Below are 22470 nucleotides of genomic sequence, written 5' to 3' on the forward strand. Positions count from 1 at the left end.
ATTATACCTCACACTTTCTCACATAAATTTAGGTTTTCGCCTTAGCTTTTGCTGTGTCTTGCTTTTTAAATAGGTCAGCAAATACAGGGAATATTTCGCGGCGGTGCATCACTTTGCGCATTGCAAGCTGTCCTCCAGACTCCACCAAATGATGGTAAGCGCGCCATAATCCAGTTTCCTCATCAGAAGACATACGAAACCGCACTTGATCCTCATTTCCTACTTCAAGATAAGCATAGTATTGGCAAAGCGGCAGAATGGTTTCTTGCAGCATGGTGACTGTCTTAAGGTTGTCAGAGGGGAGATTGTCACCATCAGAAGCTTGGGCCGCATAAATATTCCACTGATCAGCTGGATAGCGCTCTTTAACCGCCTCCAGCATAGCATCCAACGCCGTGGACACGATAGTTCCGCCACTTTCTCTGCTATAGAAAAAGGTTTCTTCATCCACCTCTTTGGCTTCATGCGTGTGCCGAATAAAGACAACTTCAACACGCGAATACCGCGTTTTCAAAAAGAGATAGAGAAGACTATAAAAGCGCTTCGCCAAATCCTTCATATGGCTATCCATAGAGCCTGATACATCCATAAGACAGAACATCACAGCCCGAGCAACCGGTTGAGGCACACCTTCATATCTGCGATATTTGACATCTAGTGGGTCAATGAAGGGGATAAATTTTCGTCGTCTCATCAAAGTTGCGAGCCTTTCTTCGCCCGCTTTTAATTTAGCCTCCGGTGCATCAATTTCCTTTAGTCGTGCAATAGCTTCTTCCGCTGCTGCGATCTCCTCATCACGAGGTCGCCGTAGTGCTATCCTGCGAGACATGGAATTACGCATGGTGCGCCCAATAGCAATTGCAGACGGCGACCCAACAGATTGAAAGCCCGCACGCTCAGGGATAACTTCTTCAACACCCATGACCTGCCTTTTAGCCAAGTCAGGCAACTCCAAGTCTTCCAAGAAAAGTTCTAAAAACTCTTCTCTTGAAAGGTTGAACGTATAATCATCCTCACCTTCACCGCTATCAGACGCTTTATTGCCACGTCCTGCCCCCTCTTCTGGGCGTGCGATACGGTCGCCTTCCAAAAACTCCTTATTCCCAGGAAGAACGCGCTCCCTTTTGCCACCATCTTTGCCTTTGCGTAGGCTTGGCTCATGCACACCGTCTGCGGGGATAACAATATCCCCGCCTTTGCCAGCATCTTTGATTGAGCGCCCACTTGATGCTTCTTTCACAGCTTTTTTCACCAACGCTTTAGATCGTTTCAAAAAACGCTGTCGATTGGTGAGGCTTTTGCCTCCTTCTCGTCGTCGGTCGATAATATGCATATAGCTTACCCCGCTTGACGTACGCGCATATACCACTCAACAAGGCGTCTAACTTGGCGCCCTGTATAGCCGCGCTCAATCATTCGATCGACGAATTCATCGTGTTTTTTCTCACTGTCTGAATCTTTCTTAGATCCAAATGAGATAACAGGAAGAAGCTCCTCAACCTGCGCAAACATCCGCCGCTCAATCACTTCTCGAATTTTCTCATAGGATGTCCAACTTGGGTTTTCACCCGCATTGTTGGCACGTGTCCGGAGCGAGAATTTTACAACCTCGTTTCTAAAATCTTTCGGGTTGGCAATGCCCGCAGGTTTCTCGATTTTAGATAGCTCTTGGTTTAGAGATTCTCTGTTCAAAAGCTGGCCAGTGTCAGGGTCTTTAAAGTCCTGATCTTCAATCCAAGCATCTGCGTAATCGACATACCGATCAAACAGATTTTGTCCGTAATCATGATAACTCTCAAGATACGCTTTTTGGATTTCATGCCCTATGAATTCAGCATAACGCGGCGCAAGCTCACCTTTGATGTAATCTAAATAGCTAGCTTCTACTTCCTCTGGAAATTGTTCGCGTTTGATCGCTTGCTCCAACACATACATGAGGTGAACAGGGTCGGCAGCGACCTCTTCTGTATCATGGTTAAAGGTAGCTGAAAGTGCCTTAAAGGCGAAACGTGTGGAGATACCATTCATGCCCTCGTCTACACCCGCCACATCTTTATACTCTTGCATTGTGCGCGCTTTCGGGTCGACATCCTTTAAGCTGTCGCCATCATACACACGCATTTTGGCGTATGGCGTTGAGTTTTCGTGTGGTTTCAATCGAGATAATACAGAACATTGCGCGAGCATTTCTAATGTACCCGGCGCGCATGGCGCTTCAGATAACTCTGAATTTGCAACCAGCTTCTCGTAGATTTTCACTTCCTCTTCAACACGCAAACAATAAGGTACTTTGATCACATAAATACGATCGATAAAGGCTTCATTTGTCTTGTTATTTTTGAACGACTTCCACTCACTTTCATTCGAGTGCGCCATTACAATACCCGTATAAGGAATTGCACCGATATTTTCTGACCCCACATAATTGCTTTCTTGTGTTGCCGTCAGCAAGGGGTGGAGCATTTTGATCGGCGCTTTAAACATCTCAACAAATTCAAGCACACCTTGATTGGCGCGGTTTAAACCACCTGAGTATGAATAGGCGTCTGGGTCATCTTGAGAGTGAAATTCCAGCTGACGAATGTCCACCTTACCAACCAATGAGGACACATCTTGATTGTTCTCATCCCCTGGTTCGGTTTTAGCAATCGCTACCTGACGTAAACGCGACGGCATCAATTTAGCGACTTTGAATTTTGTAATATCACCGCCAAATTCATCAAGACGCTTGAGCGCCCAAGGGCTCATAAGCCCATTCAACCTCCGCTTAGGAATATTATATTCCTTTTGAAGTTGTTCTCCATAAGTTTGCGGATCAAATAGCCCCAATGGGCTTTCAAAAATGGGAGAGAGATCATCGCCTGCTTTGAGGACATAAACAGGGTTTTCTTCCATCAAAGATTTAACGCGCTCAGCTAGAGAAGACTTACCACCCCCCACAGGGCCAAGTAAGTATAGGATCTGCTTGCGCTCCTCTAATCCCTGCGCCCCTTGGCGGAAAAATGCCACAATGCGCTCGATTGTTTCTTCCATGCCGTAAAATTCTTTAAAGGCAGGATAAACGCGAATTGTCCTATTCATAAATATCCGACCCAAACGCGGGTCTTTGGCGGTGTCCACCATTTCAGGTTCACCAATGGCAGCCAGCAATCTTTCGTGAGGCCCTGCATACATAAGGGAGTCGCTTTTACAGCCCTCCAGATATTCCTGAAGGCTCATAACTGTTTCGCGACGGGATTCAAAAGCGCGTGTATAAGAATCAAAGAGTTCGCTCATTCTGTTCGCTCCGTCATTAAATATGTAAATTGAATTTGGGTTGTATGGTAACGAGACCGTCGCCCTCTAAGGCGGGTAGTGTTTCGACCAGACAAAAAAAGTCCGGAAGTTCTAACCTGAAGCACTTTGGGCATGACGCCTCCTGTTCAGACAAAACTCGTTACGTCTGAATCATGAGGGCAAAATGCAAAATTCCAAAGCGAAAATTACATATGTTACAAGGTTGTGATCGGAGGAGAAGAACGCGTTAGACGTGCGTGAACACTCTGGTAAATATACCGGATTTTCAAACAATATGCTGCATGTACCGCTCCCCTTAGTTTGAGAGCATTACGTAAAGAATGATATAAAATCTTGCAGTTTTTGGGCCAATTTCATGACATATGCGTGATTAATACCACGCCTTTAGCGTACTTTACTTAGGGCGCCCAAAGAGTAGTCAATCTATCACCTGCAGCTTTTTGAAGTATTCGAATAGGCAGATTATCGTCACCATTTTCAAACACTTCTCGCTTATCATCTCCTGTCACAAGGAGAATAATCTCTCGCGAATTTGCGATAGCATTATAAGTCAGCGTCATGCGCTCTAATTCATCTCCAGTCACAGCTGATCTATTTGCCATGACTGCAGCAATCAGCTTTTCATTCGCTGGATCTGTTGCGGTTGAAAGTCCATCTGCATTAGGAAACCAGGAGAGTGAGTGTCCGTCCGGCCCCATGCCGAGAATAACAACATCTAAAGGCAGGCTAATTTTTGCGAATTCTGCTGCACGCTGATCTAGAGCTTCTTTTGCAGTCTTTCCTTCTACATACATAGGATAGAAGGTTGCTGAAGCACCTGCATTTTGCAAAAGTGTGTTGCGCAACAGTTTCTCATTAGATCGATCATGGTCGGGCGCAACCCAACGATCATCTACCAATCCCACATTGATATTCGACCAATCAAGATCTGACTGAGACAATTGCATGTACAATGGACCGGGCGTAGAGCCACCTGAACACATCAAGCTTGCAGCACCATTTTGAGCAAGACCGACATCAAGCGCTTCATATGTTAATTCATAGGCACGTTCGACCAGATCAGTTTTGTTTTCAAAAATCTCAAAAGCCATCATGAGTCCTTTATGGTATCGCAATCAGTATTCAGGCGAGTCAATAGACTGGAGCTATCCCAACGTCCACCACCCTTTTTCTGAACATCGGCATAAAACTGATCTATTACAGCCGTTACGGGCAAACTCGCGCCTGACTTGCGCGCAGCATCCAAGGCAATGCGAAGGTCCTTGCGCAGCCAATCAACGGCAAAACCAAACTCATATTCGCCCGCAACCATTGTTTTACCGCGATTTTCCATTTGCCACGATTGAGCCGATCCACCAGATACAGCCTTGAGCACTTGATCTGTATCGAGATTATGCTTCATGGCGAAATGCAACCCTTCAGCTAACCCTTGCAACACTCCTGCAATACAGATTTGGTTTACTGATTTAGCAAGCTGACCACTTCCCACATCGCCTATGCGCGTAATCGTAGCGGCATAAGCTTGCATCACTGGAACTGCTTTTTCAAACACAGCTTCATCTGCACCCGCCATAACGGTTAGAACACCATTTACCGCCCCTGCTTCACCACCAGAAACCGGACCATCTATAAAGTGTGCGCCATTGGATGTGCACTTTTTGGCAATTCGTTTCGCTAAATCCGCCGACGTTGTTGTGTGATCAACTACAATCACTCCGGGTTTGATGCCTGGCTCAATTTGCTCAAATACAGCATCAACATCAGGATCATCACCTAAACACATCATGATGAATTCAGCCTCATGAATGGCTTCAAGAGGAGTCGCGCAAGCAATACCTTTATATTTGAGAGCCCAAGCATCAGCTTTGGTCATCGTGCGGTTCCAAACTGAGACCGAATGGCCTTTATCAACTAGCCACCCTGCCATTGGTCCGCCCATGACGCCTAACCCTAAAAAAGCACATTTTGCCATGATCAATCTCCCAAAATAAAAAACCAATAAAATACGAAGTTTTTCAATTCATGCACCGCCCCTTAACCAAAAGACAGATATTTTCATAAAAATAATGGCATTTTGACGAATTGAGAGACAAAACGCATGGCTGACAACAGACCCATCGTTATTAAAAAGGTCAAAAAAGTTTCCGGCGGCGGCCATCATGGTGGTGCTTGGAAAGTGGCTTATGCTGACTTCGTGACCGCGATGATGGCGTTCTTCCTGCTCATGTGGCTGATCAACACAACTTCTCCCGATCAGAAACGCGGTATTGCAGATTATTTTGCGCCAGCAAGTGTGTCTAAGTCTCGCCAAGGATCGGACGGAATGTTGGGAGGCACAAGCTTCCAAGATGATGGAGCACGTTCAGGCGGAACCAACCGCCCTATGCCTGAAAGCAAACAAACAGCTTCAAAGCGTAGAACGTCAACCAAAAACACTGGGTCAACTCAGGAAGAAAAGCAGAAGAGTAAAGAGATTTCACAAAGCGCTATGAGTAAGGCTATCGCGATGCGCGAACAGGCCGAATTTGAACGCGCGGAACAATCGCTTCGCCAAGCTATGCAGGATATGCCTGATCTTGCAGCACTCTCTAAACACCTCGTGATCGACCAAACACCAGAAGGCATGCGCATACAAATTGTAGATCAAGAAGGGCGCGCCATGTTTGCCGCTGCTTCAGCAAAACCATTGCCTCGCGCCGAAAAGCTACTTGCTACAGTTTCCGAAATTCTAGGTAAATTGCCAAATCGTGTAACAATTTCAGGTCACACCGGTGATTTGCCAACGGGTATAGAGGGTTATTCTAATTGGGAATTATCTGCTGAACGCGCCAATACAGCACGCAGAATACTGGAGCAATCAGGCTTGAATCCAGAAAGAATTTTCCAAGTTTCAGGAAAAGCTGGCTCCGAACCTCTCTATCCAGACGATCCCGATTTACCTGGCAACCGTAGAATTTCCATCGTTCTACTAAGAGAATCTCCTGTAATTCCAGACAACCATTCTCTATAGTGACAGCTGAAGCGCACTAGACATTTAGATTCTAAGCGTTTTACTGAGATGTGAGTAACGCACTTACTCACGCACTAACCGGAAAAATGTATGCTCATAACTCAAATTACATCTGCATTGACTATGTGGATTAGTCTCGGTGTCGTCATTGTGGCGATTGGGCTATACATGAATGAGCGTATCTCGATGGAGCTTGTCTCTATTGGGATTGTTACCGGTCTTCTTACACTTTTTGCGATGCCATTTGCGGTAGGCGCGAATGGTGAACCCGTTCAACCTGACCTATTGTTAAACGGCTTTGGCAATGCAGCCCTTGTCACCATCATGGCATTACTTGTGATTGGGCATGGTATGTTCCAAACGGGGGCGTTAGATGGCCCCTCAAGGCGATTATTACAATCTTATGCTGTTGCCCCACGTTTAACCATGGTGGCGGCCTATGCAGCTGTTTATATAACATCCGCATTTGTAAATAACACACCTGTTGTTGTTATGTTTTTACCAATTATGAGCGCCATCGCCGCACGCACAGGCATGGCCCCTTCCAAGCTTTTGATCCCATTGAGTTTTGTATCTGTCTTTGGAGGAATGACGACGCTCATAGGGTCATCTACCAACCTTCTCGCAGCAGAAACTTTACTTCGCCTAGAGGGACGAGAATTAGGCTTCTTTGAACTAGCCCCTATTGGTTTAGCCTTATCTGCGATCGGCGTTGCATACATAGTAATACTAGGGCCTATCCTCCTTCCAAACAGAGAAGCCGAAGGAGAAAGCTCGAACAAAGGCACGGGAAAACAATTTATTGCTCAGATAGAAGTAACGCACGACCATCCAATGGAAGGCAAACAATCTGTTGCAGGCATGTTTCCAGACCTGCCCAATATGACTGTAAGAATGGTACAGCGCGGCCACGAAGCAATATTGCCTCCATTTGAGGACCTCACCCTTCGCCCCGGTGATCTCATCATTGTAGCTGCAACGCGTACATCTTTAACAGAAGTGCTTTCAAGACGCCCTAAACTGCTTCGCTCTATATGGAGAACCGGTGCTGATAGCTATGATGAAGCATCAGGAAATCCCCCTCAACTTTCTCTATCTGAAGCCGTTGTTGCGCCCGGTTCACGCTTAATATCGCGTACAATCGACCAAATGGGCTATGCCAACCGCAATGATGCCGTGGTTTTAGGCGTTCAAAGACGCTCTCGGATGATACGTGCACGATTAGGCGAAATTCGCCTAGAATCAGGCGACACACTTTTATTGTGCGGTACGCGCCACGCATTTGATGACATGCGTACTGACCGCGACCTGCTTTTACTAGATTGGTCGCGAACAGACCTACCCGATGTGACGAAAGCTATTTATGCGCGATTAATTGCACTTGGTGTCGTTTTAACGGCAGCTACAGGAATGCTCAACATACTCCACGCAGCAATGATTGGCGCTGTAATGATGATCGTGACTGGATGTCTAAATGTTAGACAAGCATCCCGAGCGCTGGATTTAAGGATATTCCTTTTGATTGGAGCAGCCCTCGCTATGGGCGCTTCACTGGAAGCTACGGGCGCAGCAGACTTTGTTGCTCAAAACGCTGTTGCAATAGCAGCTCCTTATGGCCCGCTGGCTATTTTATCAGTCCTTTTCCTTACTGTAGCCCTCGTGACCAATCTGCTATCCAACTCTGCGACAGCGATTATTTTCACTCCTATCGCCATCGCAACAGCGCGGCAATTAAACCTAGATCCGACGCCATTTGTTCTTACAGTGATATACGCATCCAATTGTGCGTTTGCGACACCTATTGCATATCAAACCAACTTGCTGGTTATGGGACCGGGGCATTACCGTTTTGCAGATTATGTCAAGTTTGGAACACCGCTTGTTTTGCTAATTTGGGTCGCTTTTACAGCAATTGCGGGCTGGCAATTCAATTTAGTCGGCGCATAATAGTGCTACTATGAAAGAGAAAAACGACAACACCTTCAATATCCCTGCAGATGTCGCGCGCCATGTAAAGTTTCACCTTACGGCGTCGCAACCCTGCCCCTATTTGCCTGACCGCAAAGAACGTAAAGTGTTTGCCAACCTTTCTGCTAGCAATGCTGTTGAGCTCAATGACTCTTTAACCCGCGCAGGCTTTAGACGCTCACAAATCATCGCCTACCGTCCCGCATGCATGTCATGCAATGCGTGTAAGTCTGTACGTATAGATGTACGCAATTTTGAGTTTACGAAGCGTTGGCGACGCGTACTCAACACAAATAAAGCGCTTACACGCACGCCTTGCCCGAAAACGGCTTCAAACGAGCAATTTAGGCTTTTAAAACGCTATCTAAATTCGCGCCACAAAGATGGTGGCATGAATGACATGGCAATGCGTGATTATATAGGCATGGTAGACGCTAGTCCCGTGCGTACAGTTGTATTTGAATATCGCCAACCACCGCTATATGCCTCGGACGAAGGCATTCTCACAGCGACCGCTCTGACAGATGTGTTACGCGATGGCCTGTCCATGGTGTATTCATTTTTCAATCCTGACGCCGCGAAAAATAGCCTTGGTACATTCATGGTACTCGACCACATTCGTCTCGCGAAAGAACTTGAACTTCCTTATGTATATTTAGGATATTGGGTCAAAGGCTCTGAAAACATGGGGTATAAATCAAATTACATGCCGTTAGAGGTGTGCGAAGATGATGAATGGCGTAAGCTGCTTGACGAGGAATGTTAGCCTCTTCACTATCAAGATACCTGGGGAGGTAAATTATGACTGATTCAAAAAATATAAAGCACCAAAAGACGGGCACCATAACGACCAATAACCAAACCAACACAAAAGCAGATACCGCGCTTGATGCGACACGTCGCGGATTGCTTGGCGGTGTTGGTTTTGGAATTGCTGCGACTGCTCTTGCGGCATGTGGCGGATCTAACGATGCGTCCGCAAGTGATGACAAAAAAGCTCCCGCTGTCATACGCAAAAAACGTAAACTTACAATGGTTACAACATGGCCAAAAGGTTTACCCGGCCTATATACAGCAGCGGAGCGCCTTGCGGTTCGCGTTAAAGAACTAACAGAAGGCTCACTTGATATCAGCGTATTTGGTGCAGGTGAATTATCTCCCGCTCTGCAAGCCTTTGACGATGTCGCTTCTGGTGCTGCGGACATGTATCACGGCGCTGAATATTATTGGCAATCCAAATCCCCTGCATTTTCCTTCTTCACGGCCGTCCCGATGGGAATGACAGCCAATGAGATAATGGGATGGATTGATTTTGGTGGCGGCCAAAAATTATGGGAAGAGCTATCCAATCAATACGGCGTCATCGCATTTCAAGGTGCCAACACCGGCCAACAAATGGGTGGATGGTTCCGAAAAGAAATCAATACGTTAGATGATTTTAAAGGACTCAAAATGCGTATGCCGGGCCTTGGCGGGCAGGTTATCCGCGAACTTGGCGGCTCAGCTGAAACAATTGCTGGGGGAGAAATTTACCAAGCCCTTCAAACCGGTCAAATTGATGCTACAGAATGGGTTGGCCCTTGGAACGACCTTGCGTTAGGCTTCTATCAACAAGCTGAGTATTATTATGGCCCCGGTTTTCACGAGCCCGGCTCCTCCCTTGCTTGCGGTATGAACCTTAAAGTCTGGGAAAGCCTCACCCCTATAGAGCAGGCCGCTATTCGTGCTGCTTGCAATGAGGCTAACCATTTGTCTTTAGGTGAATTTACCTATCAAAATGCGATGTCCCTTAAGACTCTTACTGAAGAACACGCCGTCAAACTACGTACTTTCTCTCCAGAAGTTTTGACACGTATGGATGAGATTTCTAAGGATGTGCGTTCCCAAGCTGGTTCTGGTGGAGATTTGGAGAAGCGCATTTATGAAAGTTTTGAATCAGCCCTGGCGGCCTCTTCCCTGTGGGGTAATGTTGCGGATGGACCATTCCTAAATTCTCGCTCCAAACGTTCATAGAACACGCTTGGTGATCTCACGTGTCTGAAATAGCCCTTCTATTTGGAAAAGGTCTGCAGGTTTTAGGTCTTTTCCTTTCGCCTATATTGCTGGTGCCCTTAGTGTCACTCGCTTTCCCAAGCCTAACGCAACACTTTAACAAACTAAAACAAAGCATTGATTGCTTAGGAAAAATACTAATGAACATCGCCGGATGGTCAGGCTTTATTATGGCCGCCGGCATGTTGATAGCAGTGTTAATGCGCTATGTATTTGGGCTTAGTTTTAGTTGGGTAAAAGACATTTGGATTTATGCATTTGCCACATGTTTTATGTTTGCATCTGCAGGCGCATTGCGTACAGGCGGGCATGTCCGTGTTGATATATTTTATTCAAAATTCAGCGAAAAACAGCGTGCAATTGTCGATCTGATAGGTGCTTATTTGCTGCTTTTCCCCCTTATGCTACTGGTCTTGTATGCCTATGGTCCCCAGCTGGCCCGTGCATGGGGAGCGTTATCTGGACGTATGGAACTATCCTCCCAGCCTGATGGTTTGCCTCTACTTTTTTTATTCAAAACGCTAGTGCCTATTTTCGCTGTGACAATGATTTTACAGGGCTGGGCTAATTGTATGCGTGCCGTTGCCATTATCAAAAACATACCGATTGAGGCCGCAAAATAATGAACCCTGATTATTTGCACATACTCATGTTTGCGGCAGCTTTTGTAGCGTTGCTGTCTGGATATCACGTTGCCCTTACATTGGGCGGTATTGCACTTTTATTTGCAGGGCTTGGAATCGCATTTGATGTATTCGAGCCAAGGTCTCTCATATTTTGGCCAAGTCGTATTTTAGGCAATATGAGCAATCAGGTTTTAGCGGCAGTTCCCTTATTTGTAATTATGGGCGTTGTCTTAGAGAAGTCTCGTGTTGCAGAAGACTTGCTAAATGCGACGGGACGATTACTCGCTGGCGTCAAAGGCGGACTTGGATATTCTGTAGTGTTGGTTGGTGCACTGTTAGCTGCATCGACGGGAATTGTTGGCGCAACTGTTGTCACCATGACGCTAATCGCTCTCCCCAGCATGCTTAAACAAGGGTACGATAAACGCATTGCATCGGGAACAATCGCTGCTGCTGGAACACTTGGGCAGATTATTCCCCCATCAATTGTTCTAATCGTTTTGGCCGACACAATTTCAAATGCCAATGCTGAAGCCAATCAAGCGATGGGACGACCACCATCTCCAGTCAGTGCAGGTGATTTATTCTCGGGTGCCTTATTGCCTGGTTTATTGCTGGTGGGATTATATTTAGCCTATTTAGCTGTCATGGCATTTTGGAAACCTTCCTCCATGCCAGCACGCTCAAAGACAGCCGATGCAGACCTTGGTATTGAAACACCTAGCAAAGCGCGCACAGCATTTGCGTTTGCAGCACCGCTCACCCTAATACTCGCTGTGTTAGGCTCTATCCTTGGCGGCTTCACATCCCCAACAGAGGCAGCAGCCGTTGGCGCAATCGGCGCTATTTTACTTGCTGGTATTCGTGTTCGGATGGATGAAGCAAACCCTGGAATTTTAATGCAGTTAAGCTTCGCTGGCGCTGGAAGTTTGATCCTACTCATTCTGACAGTCTGGGCACTGAAACTTGGCTGGGTTGGAGGATTAGAGCCTGATGCACCACCAAGTGCATTTTTTACGGGCTCAGTAATAGGTAAGCTCTATGCGTTTCTAATATGCACCGCCATCGCGGTGGGCACGGCCGCTGCCGTATTCACGCTCTTCCTAACTAAAAAGCTGCAAACCTCTTTGAATGGTGCCGCTGAAATCACGTCCATGGTTTTTCTCATCTTGATCTGTGCAGGTTTGTTTTCCATCGTGTTTCGTGGTTTAGGCGGAGATGAATTCATTGAGCATATGCTGGTCAATATTCCCGGCGGTTTGGTGGGCGCGCTTGTCATCACAATGATCATCATGTTCTTGATGGGCTTCTTTTTGGACTTTTTGGAAATCACATTTATCATTGTGCCATTGGTTGCGCCGCCGCTCATTATGCTTGGGGCTGATCCAGTGTGGCTGGGTGTTTTAATGGCGATGAATTTACAAACAAGCTTCCTGACACCGCCATTTGGTTTTGCGTTATTCTACCTTAAAGGTGCAGCGCCGCCTGAAGTCGACACGCCCGATATTTGGCGCGGTGCACTCCCCTTTATCGGACTGCAACTTATCGCTTTGTTGGCGGTGGTTTTTATCCCGCAATTAGTGACAGCGCTGGTAAAATAGACTCCAAATACTAAAAGCTTATTCCCACGGGCTTTTAGTATTTTTCTTACCATCTACAGGACGCGCAAATGCAGGAAGATCGACCTTCTTGCCTGTCTTACGCGGTGAATGAGGCTTGGATGGAGGTGTGTCGCCGCGCGTCATTTTCATCAAAACTTCAACACGATTTTGAGTGGCTGGGTGGGTTGAGAACAGATTATCTGCGCCGCGCCCATTTAGCGGGTTGATGATAAACATATGCGCCGTCGCGGGATTGCGTTCAGCATCCATATTTACAGCGCCGCCTTGCCCTCTTGCCCCACCGTGCGCGATTTGCTCAATCTTTTGTAATGCACTTGCTAGTGCTTGCGGGTCTCCAGAGATTTCCGCGCCGCCTGCATCGGCCTCGTATTCGCGTCCACGACTAATCGCCATTTGCACGAGGCTTGCTGCCATTGGTGCCAAAAACATAATCGCCAATGTACCGATCAACCCGCCAGGACGTTCACGGTCATTCCCGCCAAAGAAAAATGCAAAGTTTGCAAGAGCGGAAATTGCCCCTGCAATTGTCGCTGTGATCGTCATGGTGAGCGTGTCACGATTACGCACATGCGCCAATTCATGCCCCATCACCCCGCGCACTTCACGTCTGTTCAACATTGAGAGAAGCCCAGTCGTGGCAGCAACAGCCGCATTTTCTGGGTTTCTTCCAGTTGCAAACGCATTGGGTTGCGGGTTTTCAATAATCGTGATGCGCGGCATTGGCATGCCTGCATTACTCACCATTTCTTCTACGTCTTGCGCATAGGCCCGCACGACAGGATCAGGATGGGAGCTATCAACCTCTTTTGCTTTATACATGGAAAGAACAATTTTATCGGCATTCCAATAACTGAAGAAGTTACCAGCCCCCGCAAGCACGAGCGCAATTATCATTCCGATTTGACCACCGATAAGGTAGCCAATTCCCATAAACAGCGCCGTTAGACCAGCAATAAGAACAAAAGTTCTAAGGTGATTGTTTTCCATTTTCCGCTTCACTCACATTGTGCAAAATGCATATGTTTAAGATAGGTGTGGATTTAAAATTGCCAATAGAGAGGTGTTGATTATAGCGTCTCACATCAGCGGATTCTATCAGGCTGCGTAAGTTAAGGGCAGCGTGCTTACGATACGCATTTCATACTTTCCAATGTGCGCTTAATAGCAATATCAAGTGGCGTGCGTGGTTCCTGCCCCAAAAGCTGCACCAATCTATAATTATCCAATTTTACCGGATACTCCCAACTCGGTGCAAGTTCGGCTGCCTCACGCGGAAAACCACCGAAAGGCGAGAGTGTCTTCATCAACCACCACGGAAATTGCTTGATGGGCAGCTTTACCCCTACAACGCGTTGGATAGCGTCAGTGAGCTCATGCCCTGAGTGATCGTATAATCCTTCAAACTGAAGCATTTCAAAGGGTTGCAAGTTCTCATGAATATCTAGCAGACGTGCAAATGTTTCTGCTAGATCTGGCAAATAAGCCCATGAATGCCCCGAGCCTTTTGCGACATTGGTGATTTTTTTGACTGGTCTATTCGGCATAATCATGGCTTGAGCAAACCAACTTGAACCGACATCTGGTCCAAAGAAATCACCTGCACGCAAGATTAGCACAGGCGTGTGTTCTGACGCATGTTTCAAACGATGCTCAAGCGCAATCCTGATGCGGCCTTTGCGACTATTCGCGTTTTGTGGTGTGTCGATGTTTAAAATCGGTGTCAATTTTGGATCGTAATTATAGATCGTTCCAGGCAGAACTATGCGGGCACCATTTGCTTCGCGCGCAGCCGCAATCGTATTGTCTATCATAGGCAAGACCAGCTTGTCCCAATTGCGATATCCCGATGGATTTACAGCATGGACAATAATATTTGCGCCCTCGGCAGCCTTCACCACATCTGCGCAATTCATGACATCACCATGCACCCAATTAACGCCTACTGGTCCCCGTGCGCTGGCCTTCTGAATATCGCGTGCAAGCGCTATGATATGCCAGTGCTTGGCAACTAGTGCCCGCGTTATGGCCCCGCCAATACCGCCTGTTGCGCCCAAGATTAAGGCTGTTCTCTGCTTTTGCATCTCTTCTCTCCAAACATGAGTTGGAACAAATATGACGCTGTGACAGATACAAATAAATTGATGAATTGTTTCTATCTGCTGGTATAAATTTTATGAGCAAGTTTATTTCTTGGGATGATCAACGACTGTTTCTAGCTGTGCTGGAAGAAGGCAGCCTTTCAGCGGCAGCGCGTAAACTTGGCATGTCGCAACCTACTGTGCGTAAAAGATTAGAATGCTTAGAAAGCGCGCTTGGAACAACTTTATTTACACGTTCAGTCAATGGATTGTCTCCCACCCGCAAAGCTATAGGGTTACAAGACGCTGCAATGAAAATGGCTTTGGCGTCTGATCTATTTATCCGGCAAGCCTCAACAGAAGCTGGAGAAACCTCTGGAACTGTACGTCTGAGTGTACCAGAATTTATGGGGATAGAAGTTGTTCCCTCTATTCTTACCCAACTCCATGCAAAACACCCTGACCTGCATATTGAATTGGAACTGAGTAACCGCCCCGCCAATCTATTGGAACAGGAAGTAGACATCGCGATCCGCACAGTCGCGCCGCATCAAGATGCGCTTGTCGCCCAAAAGGTAATGCCGAGACCCTTAGCCTTTTACGCCAGCAAGGAATATCTCGCCCGCAAAGGTGTACCGCAAACATTAGCAGACTTTTCAAAACATAGTTTGATAGGACCCGACCGCAATTTGCGTGACCTTGCGTTTGCAGCAGGTTTTGATCCCCATTTCACACCTGCCTCACTGGCCCTTCGCTGTGATAGCCATCCAGCCCAACTTGCGGCTGCGCGAGCAGGCTTTGGTATTTGTATCGCACAGACTTTGGTAGGTGATGACGACCCCAATCTGCAACGTCTCCTACCCGATTTCACGGTAGCAACATTGGATGTATGGGTCGTGATGCACGAAGATTTACGCGATGAACCACGGGTGCGCAGTGTATTTAACTGTCTGGTGACGCACTTAACCGCTAAAACAAAAGCGCACTAATTTCCTCAATCTGATGCCATCCCCGTCTCAACATTTGCTCTGGGTTGCGCATCGCCATATACTCCCGGATAAAGCTCAAGTGTGAGCATAAGGCACGCAAAGCTGGATATGTAACTTGGCTGATCATGCTATCCGTAAAATCATCCACATTGATATGGATGCATTTTTTGCGTCTGTAGAACAGCGCGATAATGCAGATTTGCGCGGCAAGCCTGTGGCTGTTGGCGGAAGTGCGGCGCGCGGTGTGGTTGCCGCTGCCAGTTATGAGGCACGAGAATTTGGTGTCCGGTCTGCGATGGCATCAGTCGTAGCTAAACGCAAATGCCCTGACCTTATTTTTGTGCCACCCCGCTTTGATGTCTATCGAGAGGTATCACATCAGATCCGCAAAATTTTTGAAGAGCACACAGACTTGATTGAGCCATTATCGCTCGATGAGGCTTACTTGGATGTGACGCAGAACAAGCAAAATATTGAGTCTGCCACGCAAATCGCATTGCGTATTCGTGAACGCATTTGGGAAGATACCCAACTCACAGCTTCAGCAGGCGTGTCCTATAATAAATTTATCGCCAAATTAGCTTCCGATCAGAACAAACCCAATGGCCAATGCGTCATCACACCTCAACATGGACCAGACTTTGTGATGAGCTTACCTGTGCGGCGTTTTCATGGTGTTGGCCCTGTTACCGCGGCAAAAATGGAAAGCCTAAATGTATTCACCGGCGCAGATTTGAGAGATATGTCGCTGGATTTGCTTAAAGCGCATTTTGGCAGTAGCGCAGACTATCTCTATGGAGCTGTGAGAGGCATTGATGAACGCCCAGTGCGCGTGGATAGGGTTCGCAAATCGGTTGGCGTCGAGCGCACATTTAATGATGATTTGCATGATATGGCCGCAGTCGAAACCGCAATGGAGCGTATCATTCCCATGCTCTGGGAAAGGATAGAACGTGCAAATGCTACGGGTTATACACTCACCCTGAAAGTAAAGTTTTCTGATTTCAAACAAATCACCAGATCACACACGCTTACCCACGCCGTCTCAGACATCGACACTGTGTATGACACAAAAGATCTTTTGCTAAAAATGATCCCTTCACCCCTCAAACCAATCCGATTATTAGGGCTTACTCTATCTGGCCTTGGAGATGGACAGATGGAACAGGAGGGCAACCAGCTCTCCTTTCCATTCTGATGCGTTAGTTCACCAATTCTACTTTCGGCATGATCACCATGTGATAACCGTCTTCCTTGGCATCGCGCTCAACCTTCGCTTTTAGTTTCATCACAACAGCATTGATCAATTTTAAACCCAGTCCTTCGGATTTATTTGGCGCAACTTCTACGCCATCAACACCAATGCCATTGTCACAACACTCAAGCGTCCATCCCAAAGCTGGGTCAGATTTAAGGACGATTTTGATTATACCATCGCGATCATCGGGGAAGGCATGTTTAATGGAATTAGCGACAAACTCACTGACAATCATGGCAATGCCGGACGCACTTTCAGATGGCATTTCGAGTGTGTCAGCTTCAAATTCCAACGTCACATTTTCAGGTGCTGATGCTTGAAGCAAGTCCACGACTTTGTGAATAAAACGCTGCATGGGCACAAGTTCGTTGCTTGTGGTTTGGTGTAATTCTTCATGCAAGAGTGAAATCGCTTCAACCTTACGCGCCACTGCATCAAAAGCATCTGCACTATCAGGGTGCGCTTGCGATTTATATAGTCTCACAAGTGAAGACACCGTTTGAAGTGAGTTTTTTACGCGGTGATCCATCTCACGTCGCAACACGTCTTGTTCTTGAAGCGCCATACGCAATTCAAGCTCACGCATGACTTGTTTGGCGAGTGTGTTGAGTGTCTTCTTCTGAAAATCATTTAACTTACGTGGCTCATTGTCCAACACACACAATGTTCCAATCGGCAATCCATCAGACGTTTTAAGCAATGCACCCGCATAAAAACGAAGGCCCTGCTCACTCAAACACAAAGGATTATCGCCTGTGCGGCAATCTTCGAGTGTATCTGGGATTTCAACAAAATCGTCTTCCAAGATGATGTGCGAGCAGATGGATGTTGCAAGCGGCGTTTCCCTTACGCCCAAGCCCACCTCTGCTTTAAACCATTGGCGATCTGCATCTATCAAATTGATAACTGAAATCGACGTTCCACATATTTGAGATGCTAAATCGACGATATCATCAAAATCAGCTTCACGTGGCGTATCTAAAATACCGTAGCTTCTGAGCGCAGCAAGCCGCTCGGCCTGCTTTGGATGCGAGTCTGCAATCATTCATGTCTTCCGGAGATAAGTACACAATACGTATGGCATTGGAGTTATGTGAGACTAACCAACCAATCAAGATGCGGCAATCCCTAATTTTGCATCATGTTTTGTTAAGATATAACCCCAAAAGCAATACCTTACTCAAAATCACCCTTAACTCTCATCTGGGAAATAAACACACAGCCCCATCCGCTCATAAAGCATAATCCGCCAAGGGGTGTGATTGGGCCAATCCATGATGGAATATCAGCAATCTGATTGCACGCGAGCAAATAGAGTGACCCTGAAAACAATAGTATGCCGGCTATGAGCAAATAACTGGCATAACGCAGCCATTTTTCACCCTGTTTTAAAGTGATAAGAAATCCAATGATGAACAGGCCGATGGCGTGATAAAATTGATAACGCACACCTGTTTCAAACGTTGCCAAATGCCCCGCATCGAGCGTATCGCGTAGTCCATGTGCGCCAAACGCTCCTAGCAATACAGCAAGGAGCGCGAACAGCGCAGCAAACTTAAAGCAGGTTGTGTACGACATGACTTATCCTGCTTTAACTGAAAAGATTAGAATTTCACTTCAGGCACGACTGACATTGTTGCGCGATCTTCTTCACCAAGGTCGAAGAATTCACGCTGCGTGAAGCCCCATCCACTCGCTAACATAACCGCAGGAAACTGCTCAATCGCGGTGTTGAAGTCACCCACGGCAGAGTTATAAAAGCGACGAGACGCTGCGATCTTGTCCTCAATTTGCGAAAGCTCGTTTTGTAATTGCAAGAAATTAGTATTGGCTTTCAAATCTGGATAAGCTTCTGACAATGCAAATAATTTTCCGAGCGCAGCTGACAACATACCCTCTGCCGCAGCGCTATCAGCTGGACCATTCGCTGCCATAGCAGAATTACGCGCCTGAATGACTTCTTCCAACGTGTCACGTTCGTGAGCGGCATAGCCTTTCACTGTATCCACGAGGTTTGGCACGAGATTTTGGCGCAACTTCAATTGCACATCAATGCCTGAAAAGGACTCATTCACCTGCTGACGCTTGGCAACCAAGCCATTGTATAGCGCGATAAGATAAAGAACGATTAGCGCAACAAGGCCGAGCACAACGTATAATGCTACCATGGTGTTTTCCCCTCAATATGAAACACGCAAACTCTGATGGAGAAACATTAAGCACAATTTATCTAAAGCGCAAAATACTAGCTGAACTTTCCGTTTCGATTGAAACCTTTAGGCGCAACCTTGCCCGCAGCTGCACGCTTACCGAGCCAGTCTCTCCACTCATTGAGAGAGATATTGCGGCCTCCTGAATCTTTCCAGAAGAAACCATCTTCCGAATCAAACGTAGCCACATCCGCCAACATCTCATTGACTAGACCGCTCTGCTTATAGTTTTGCAGTTTCACACCCTTACCGCGTGCCATTTCCGGCAATTCTTCTAACGGGAAGAATAGCAATTTTCGGTTATCCCCGATCACGGCAACCATATCGCCTTCAACCCGTGGGCAGAACGCAAACTTTGCGCCCTCAGGTGGGTTTTGCACGACTTTACCGCCGCGTTTTTGAGAGATTAATTCTTCTTCTGCCACGACAAACCCATAGCCCGCAGTCGATGCAACAAGGCGTTGACGCCCCTGTTGCGGAGTTAACATTGCAATGATTTCTTCCTGCTCAGGCAAATCAATAGACAAGCGTATTGGTTCACCATGCCCCCGCCCGCTAGGTAATTTATCCGCAGCGAAAGTGAATGCCTTCCCACCTGACGCCAATAAAACCACCTTATCTGTGGTTTGACATTCCAGTGTGAAAGCCAGCTCATCGCTATCTTTAAACTTGAGCTTATCCATCGCCTGATTATGGCCTTTGAGCGCCCGTATCCATCCCATTTTAGATAGAATAACCGTGATTGGCTCTTTAGGGATCAGCGCTTCTAAGGCAGCATCCGCATCAATCTCAACCGCCGTACCAAAGAGCGTCCGGCGACGTCCAAGCTCTGATTCTGGATCAAACACTTCACGCGCAATCTTGAGCTGACGTTTCACCTCAGTCCATTGGCGCGCGTCAGACCCGATAAGCTGAACCAACTTATCGCGCTCTTGTGTCAGCTTGTCATGCTCGCCCTGAATTTCGATTTCTTCAAGCTTACGCAATGCCCGCAAACGCATGTTGAGGATGGCATCTGTCTGCGTATCTGAGAGTTTAAACGCCTTCATCAATTCTTGTTTTGGGTGATCTTCAAATCGGATTATGCGGATCACTTCATCAATATTTAGATAGGCTTTCAGATACCCTTCCAAAATGTGCAAGCGTGCTTCGATTTTATCCAAACGGTGCTGCGCGCGGCGCACAATCACTTCTTGGCGATGGTTCAGATAGCTTTGCAGCACCTGCTTTAACCCCATCACGCGGGGCACATTATGATCCAACACATTCATATTAAGCGAGAAGCGCGATTCAAGATCGGACATCTTGTATAGGCTGGCCATCAACACTTCTGGATCAACCAATTTATTGCGCGGCACGAGCACAACGCGGATATCTTCCGCGCTTTCATCCATCACATCATCAAGCAATGGCGCTTTCTTGGTTTCGATCAATTCTGCCAAGCGTTCAATCAGCTTAGATTTTTGCACTTGATAGGGAATTTCAGTGACCACAATTTGCCAGAGGCCACGTGGTAGGTCTTCTTTTTCCCATTTACAGCGAATACGGAAACCGCCGCGCCCTGTTTCATAGGCGTTGAGAATACTGGCTTCATCTTCGACAATCTCACCACCCGTTGGAAAATCCGGTCCAGGCATGATTTTCACAAGATCAGCCGTACTTGCGCTTTTATTTTCAATCAGATGAATACATGCATCAATTGTTTCGGCAGCATTGTGAGGCGGAATAGATGTCGCCATCCCCACCGCAATACCAGACGAACCATTACACAACAGGTTTGGGAAACCAGAGGCCAAAACGACAGGCTCTTTATCGCCGCCATCATATGTCTCTTTAAAATCGACCGCGTTTTCATCCAACCCTTCAAGCAGGAGTTGGGCTGCGGGTGTCAGACGTGATTCCGTATAACGCATGGCCGCCGCGCTATCACCGTCAATATTCCCAAAATTCCCCTGTCCATCCACAAGCGGATAACGCACGTTGAAATCTTGCGCCAAACGCACAAGTGCATCGTAAATGGAAGCATCACCATGGGGGTGGTATTTACCGATCACATCTCCGACAACACGCGCAGATTTTTTAAAAGCTAATTCAGGATCAAGCTTGAGCAAACGCATTGCATACATCAAACGGCGGTGAACAGGCTTTAACCCGTCCCGCACATCCGGCAAGGCACGTGACGTAATCGTAGACAAAGCATAAGCCAAATAGCGTTTGGATAACGCATCAGACATTGGCTCTTCGATTATACCGGCAGCTTCGTCTTCAGTCTTAAATTCATCACTCATGGAGGATCTTACGCTTGTCTTCTGATTTGGGTGTTTTGATTCTTAACCATATTGTCTAAGACGAATTGTTCCAGCCGCCAAGTGTGGTTAAGGGAGGATGTTGTGAGTGGCCTCAATCAATCTTAAATTGCAACATGTGGTCCGACACCAATCGTGGCTAAAATTCTATTATACAACTTAGGTTTTAAATCTTCAGCATTATCCCAACCTATGTGGTTATACTGACGCGTATCGAAATGAAGATGATTAAACATATCATTACGAGCAGTCCAAATCACAGAAAGCCCTAGGCCTTGTGCAAATCCTGCTTCGTAGTATACGCCTCCCCTAGGTTCATTTAGCTTTGATGTAAAATCAGCAATCACAAATTTACTACGTCGAATTTCCGCAATAATCTCGTCGTCAATTTTTCCATTAAAATCAGACCTATCAATTCGACGTGGAATATAACCAGCATCGCGAATTGCCGGCTCTATAGCCTCATCATACACCGAATTCACCTCTTCGTTAAACCACATGGCGACAAAAGCATTGGCACTACTGCTCAAGTCTACATCAGCAAAAGCTGAAATCGTAGTTCGAAAACGCACTAAGCCAATACCTTCATGGATATCATCTATTTGAATTAATCCACGTTTTTCAAATGCTCTTAAAAAGGCAGCGACCTCTCTAAAACTATTGGTGTACAAAGCACCACACAATTTAGACTGAATATTGGTAGCGTCAGAAAGATCAACTTGAACACCTATTTCAGGATAAGTATCTGTTATACAACGAATACCTCGATCAAACCTTTCTCCAATTGAAGGAGAAACAATCTTTTCAGCTTCATCTAAAAAACTTGTATTTATCAAAATATATGGAAGTTCATTTCCTAATGCTTTACGCCGAAGTAATTCGGTCGCTTTAAGTCGGTCTTTATCGTTAAAACTTTCAACACGAGGCCATACTGAACCAGCAATTTTATATATTTGATTAACCCGCAAACTCTTAAAGACATCAGAGATACCAAATTCAAGAATTCTCACATTCTCATCTGGCCATATGCCATGTGAATTGTTCATGTAAATTC

General features: G+C 46.5%; 19 protein-coding genes. 8 read left to right on the forward strand and 11 right to left on the reverse strand.

The genetic code is table 11. The annotated features are described in order from the left end of the window. Positions 1 to 28 precede the first annotated feature (28 nt). The 4 genes from ACFQS8_RS04145 to ACFQS8_RS04160 all read right to left on the reverse strand — a co-directional run bounded on the left by ACFQS8_RS04145 (position 29) and on the right by ACFQS8_RS04160 (position 5269). Positions 29 to 1333: a YeaH/YhbH family protein gene (locus ACFQS8_RS04145; protein ID WP_382165994.1), complete on the reverse strand. Its 1305-nt coding sequence runs from the start codon at positions 1331 to 1333 to the stop codon at positions 29 to 31. A gap of 5 nt (positions 1334 to 1338) precedes the next feature. Next, positions 1339 to 3276: a PrkA family serine protein kinase gene (locus tag ACFQS8_RS04150; RefSeq protein WP_382165996.1), complete on the reverse strand. Its 1938-nt coding sequence runs from the start codon at positions 3274 to 3276 to the stop codon at positions 1339 to 1341. A gap of 419 nt (positions 3277 to 3695) precedes the next feature. Beyond that, entirely contained in the window at positions 3696 to 4388 is a 693-nt protein-coding gene (gene pgl, locus ACFQS8_RS04155; protein ID WP_382165998.1) for a 6-phosphogluconolactonase, read from the reverse strand. Further along, the gene (locus ACFQS8_RS04160) at positions 4388 to 5269 is read right to left on the reverse strand and encodes an NAD(P)-dependent oxidoreductase (protein WP_382166001.1); all 882 of its coding nucleotides are present in this window, start codon (positions 5267 to 5269) and stop codon (positions 4388 to 4390) included. The genes pgl and ACFQS8_RS04160 overlap by 1 nt, the downstream gene beginning before the upstream one ends. Before the next feature lie 126 nt (positions 5270 to 5395). On the opposite strand from ACFQS8_RS04160, the gene ACFQS8_RS04165 reads away from it, so the two are divergent. The 6 genes from ACFQS8_RS04165 (at position 5396) to ACFQS8_RS04190 (ending at position 12554) form a co-directional block, all read left to right on the forward strand. Beyond that, a complete protein-coding gene (locus tag ACFQS8_RS04165; protein WP_382166002.1) occupies positions 5396 to 6307 on the forward strand; it encodes a flagellar motor protein MotB in 912 nt (303 codons plus the stop codon). Positions 6308 to 6397: 90 nt separating this feature from the next. Next, entirely contained in the window at positions 6398 to 8254 is a 1857-nt protein-coding gene (locus ACFQS8_RS04170) for an SLC13 family permease (protein WP_382166003.1), read from the forward strand. 10 nt (positions 8255 to 8264) lie between these two features. Next, a complete protein-coding gene (locus tag ACFQS8_RS04175; RefSeq protein WP_382166004.1) occupies positions 8265 to 9041 on the forward strand; it encodes an arginyltransferase in 777 nt (258 codons plus the stop codon). Between the two features lie 35 nt (positions 9042 to 9076). Beyond that, positions 9077 to 10288 carry a TRAP transporter substrate-binding protein gene (locus tag ACFQS8_RS04180; RefSeq protein ID WP_382166005.1) on the forward strand — a complete coding sequence of 404 codons (1212 nt, stop codon included), beginning with the start codon at positions 9077 to 9079 and terminating at the stop codon, positions 10286 to 10288. A 20-nt stretch (positions 10289 to 10308) separates the two neighbouring features. Next, a complete protein-coding gene (locus ACFQS8_RS04185; RefSeq protein ID WP_382166006.1) occupies positions 10309 to 10950 on the forward strand; it encodes a TRAP transporter small permease subunit in 642 nt (213 codons plus the stop codon). After that, entirely contained in the window at positions 10950 to 12554 is a 1605-nt protein-coding gene (locus ACFQS8_RS04190) for a TRAP transporter large permease (RefSeq protein WP_382166007.1), read from the forward strand. The genes ACFQS8_RS04185 and ACFQS8_RS04190 overlap by 1 nt, the downstream gene beginning before the upstream one ends. 18 nt (positions 12555 to 12572) lie before the next feature. On the opposite strand, the gene htpX is transcribed toward ACFQS8_RS04190, so the two are convergent. After that, positions 12573 to 13562, reverse strand: a complete 990-nt coding sequence (gene htpX, locus ACFQS8_RS04195) for a zinc metalloprotease HtpX (RefSeq protein ID WP_382166008.1) — start codon at positions 13560 to 13562, stop codon at positions 12573 to 12575. A gap of 137 nt (positions 13563 to 13699) precedes the next feature. Next, on the reverse strand, positions 13700 to 14656 hold the full coding sequence (locus tag ACFQS8_RS04200) for an NAD(P)H-binding protein (protein WP_382166009.1): 957 nt from the start codon (positions 14654 to 14656) through the stop codon (positions 13700 to 13702). A 92-nt stretch (positions 14657 to 14748) separates the two neighbouring features. Here ACFQS8_RS04200 and ACFQS8_RS04205 point away from each other — a divergent pair, with 92 nt between their 5' ends. Together ACFQS8_RS04205 and dinB are read left to right on the forward strand one after the other, a co-directional pair. Continuing rightward, positions 14749 to 15642: a LysR family transcriptional regulator gene (locus ACFQS8_RS04205; protein ID WP_382166010.1), complete on the forward strand. Its 894-nt coding sequence runs from the start codon at positions 14749 to 14751 to the stop codon at positions 15640 to 15642. 115 nt (positions 15643 to 15757) lie between these two features. Beyond that, positions 15758 to 16840, forward strand: a complete 1083-nt coding sequence (gene dinB / locus ACFQS8_RS04210) for a DNA polymerase IV (RefSeq protein WP_382166011.1) — start codon at positions 15758 to 15760, stop codon at positions 16838 to 16840. A 4-nt stretch (positions 16841 to 16844) separates the two neighbouring features. Here dinB and ACFQS8_RS04215 read toward each other — a convergent pair whose 3' ends face one another. The 5 genes from ACFQS8_RS04215 to ACFQS8_RS04235 all read right to left on the reverse strand — a co-directional run bounded on the left by ACFQS8_RS04215 (position 16845) and on the right by ACFQS8_RS04235 (position 22462). Beyond that, complete coding sequence (locus ACFQS8_RS04215) at positions 16845 to 17945, reverse strand: histidine kinase dimerization/phosphoacceptor domain -containing protein (protein ID WP_382166012.1); 1101 nt, start codon at positions 17943 to 17945, stop codon at positions 16845 to 16847. Positions 17946 to 18076: 131 nt separating this feature from the next. Continuing rightward, positions 18077 to 18478, reverse strand: a complete 402-nt coding sequence (locus ACFQS8_RS04220) for a DUF423 domain-containing protein (protein WP_382166013.1) — start codon at positions 18476 to 18478, stop codon at positions 18077 to 18079. A gap of 26 nt (positions 18479 to 18504) precedes the next feature. Continuing rightward, a complete protein-coding gene (locus tag ACFQS8_RS04225) occupies positions 18505 to 19068 on the reverse strand; it encodes a LemA family protein (protein WP_382166014.1) in 564 nt (187 codons plus the stop codon). Between the two features lie 77 nt (positions 19069 to 19145). Beyond that, positions 19146 to 21398 carry a DNA topoisomerase IV subunit A gene (gene parC / locus ACFQS8_RS04230; protein WP_382166015.1) on the reverse strand — a complete coding sequence of 751 codons (2253 nt, stop codon included), beginning with the start codon at positions 21396 to 21398 and terminating at the stop codon, positions 19146 to 19148. 122 nt (positions 21399 to 21520) lie between these two features. After that, positions 21521 to 22462, reverse strand: coding sequence for a hypothetical protein (locus ACFQS8_RS04235; protein WP_382166016.1), 942 nt, complete (start codon positions 22460 to 22462; stop codon positions 21521 to 21523). Positions 22463 to 22470 lie beyond the last annotated feature (8 nt).

Source organism: Hirschia litorea, from assembly GCF_042665075.1.
In the GTDB taxonomy this organism is placed as follows: domain Bacteria; phylum Pseudomonadota; class Alphaproteobacteria; order Caulobacterales; family Hyphomonadaceae; genus Hirschia; species Hirschia litorea.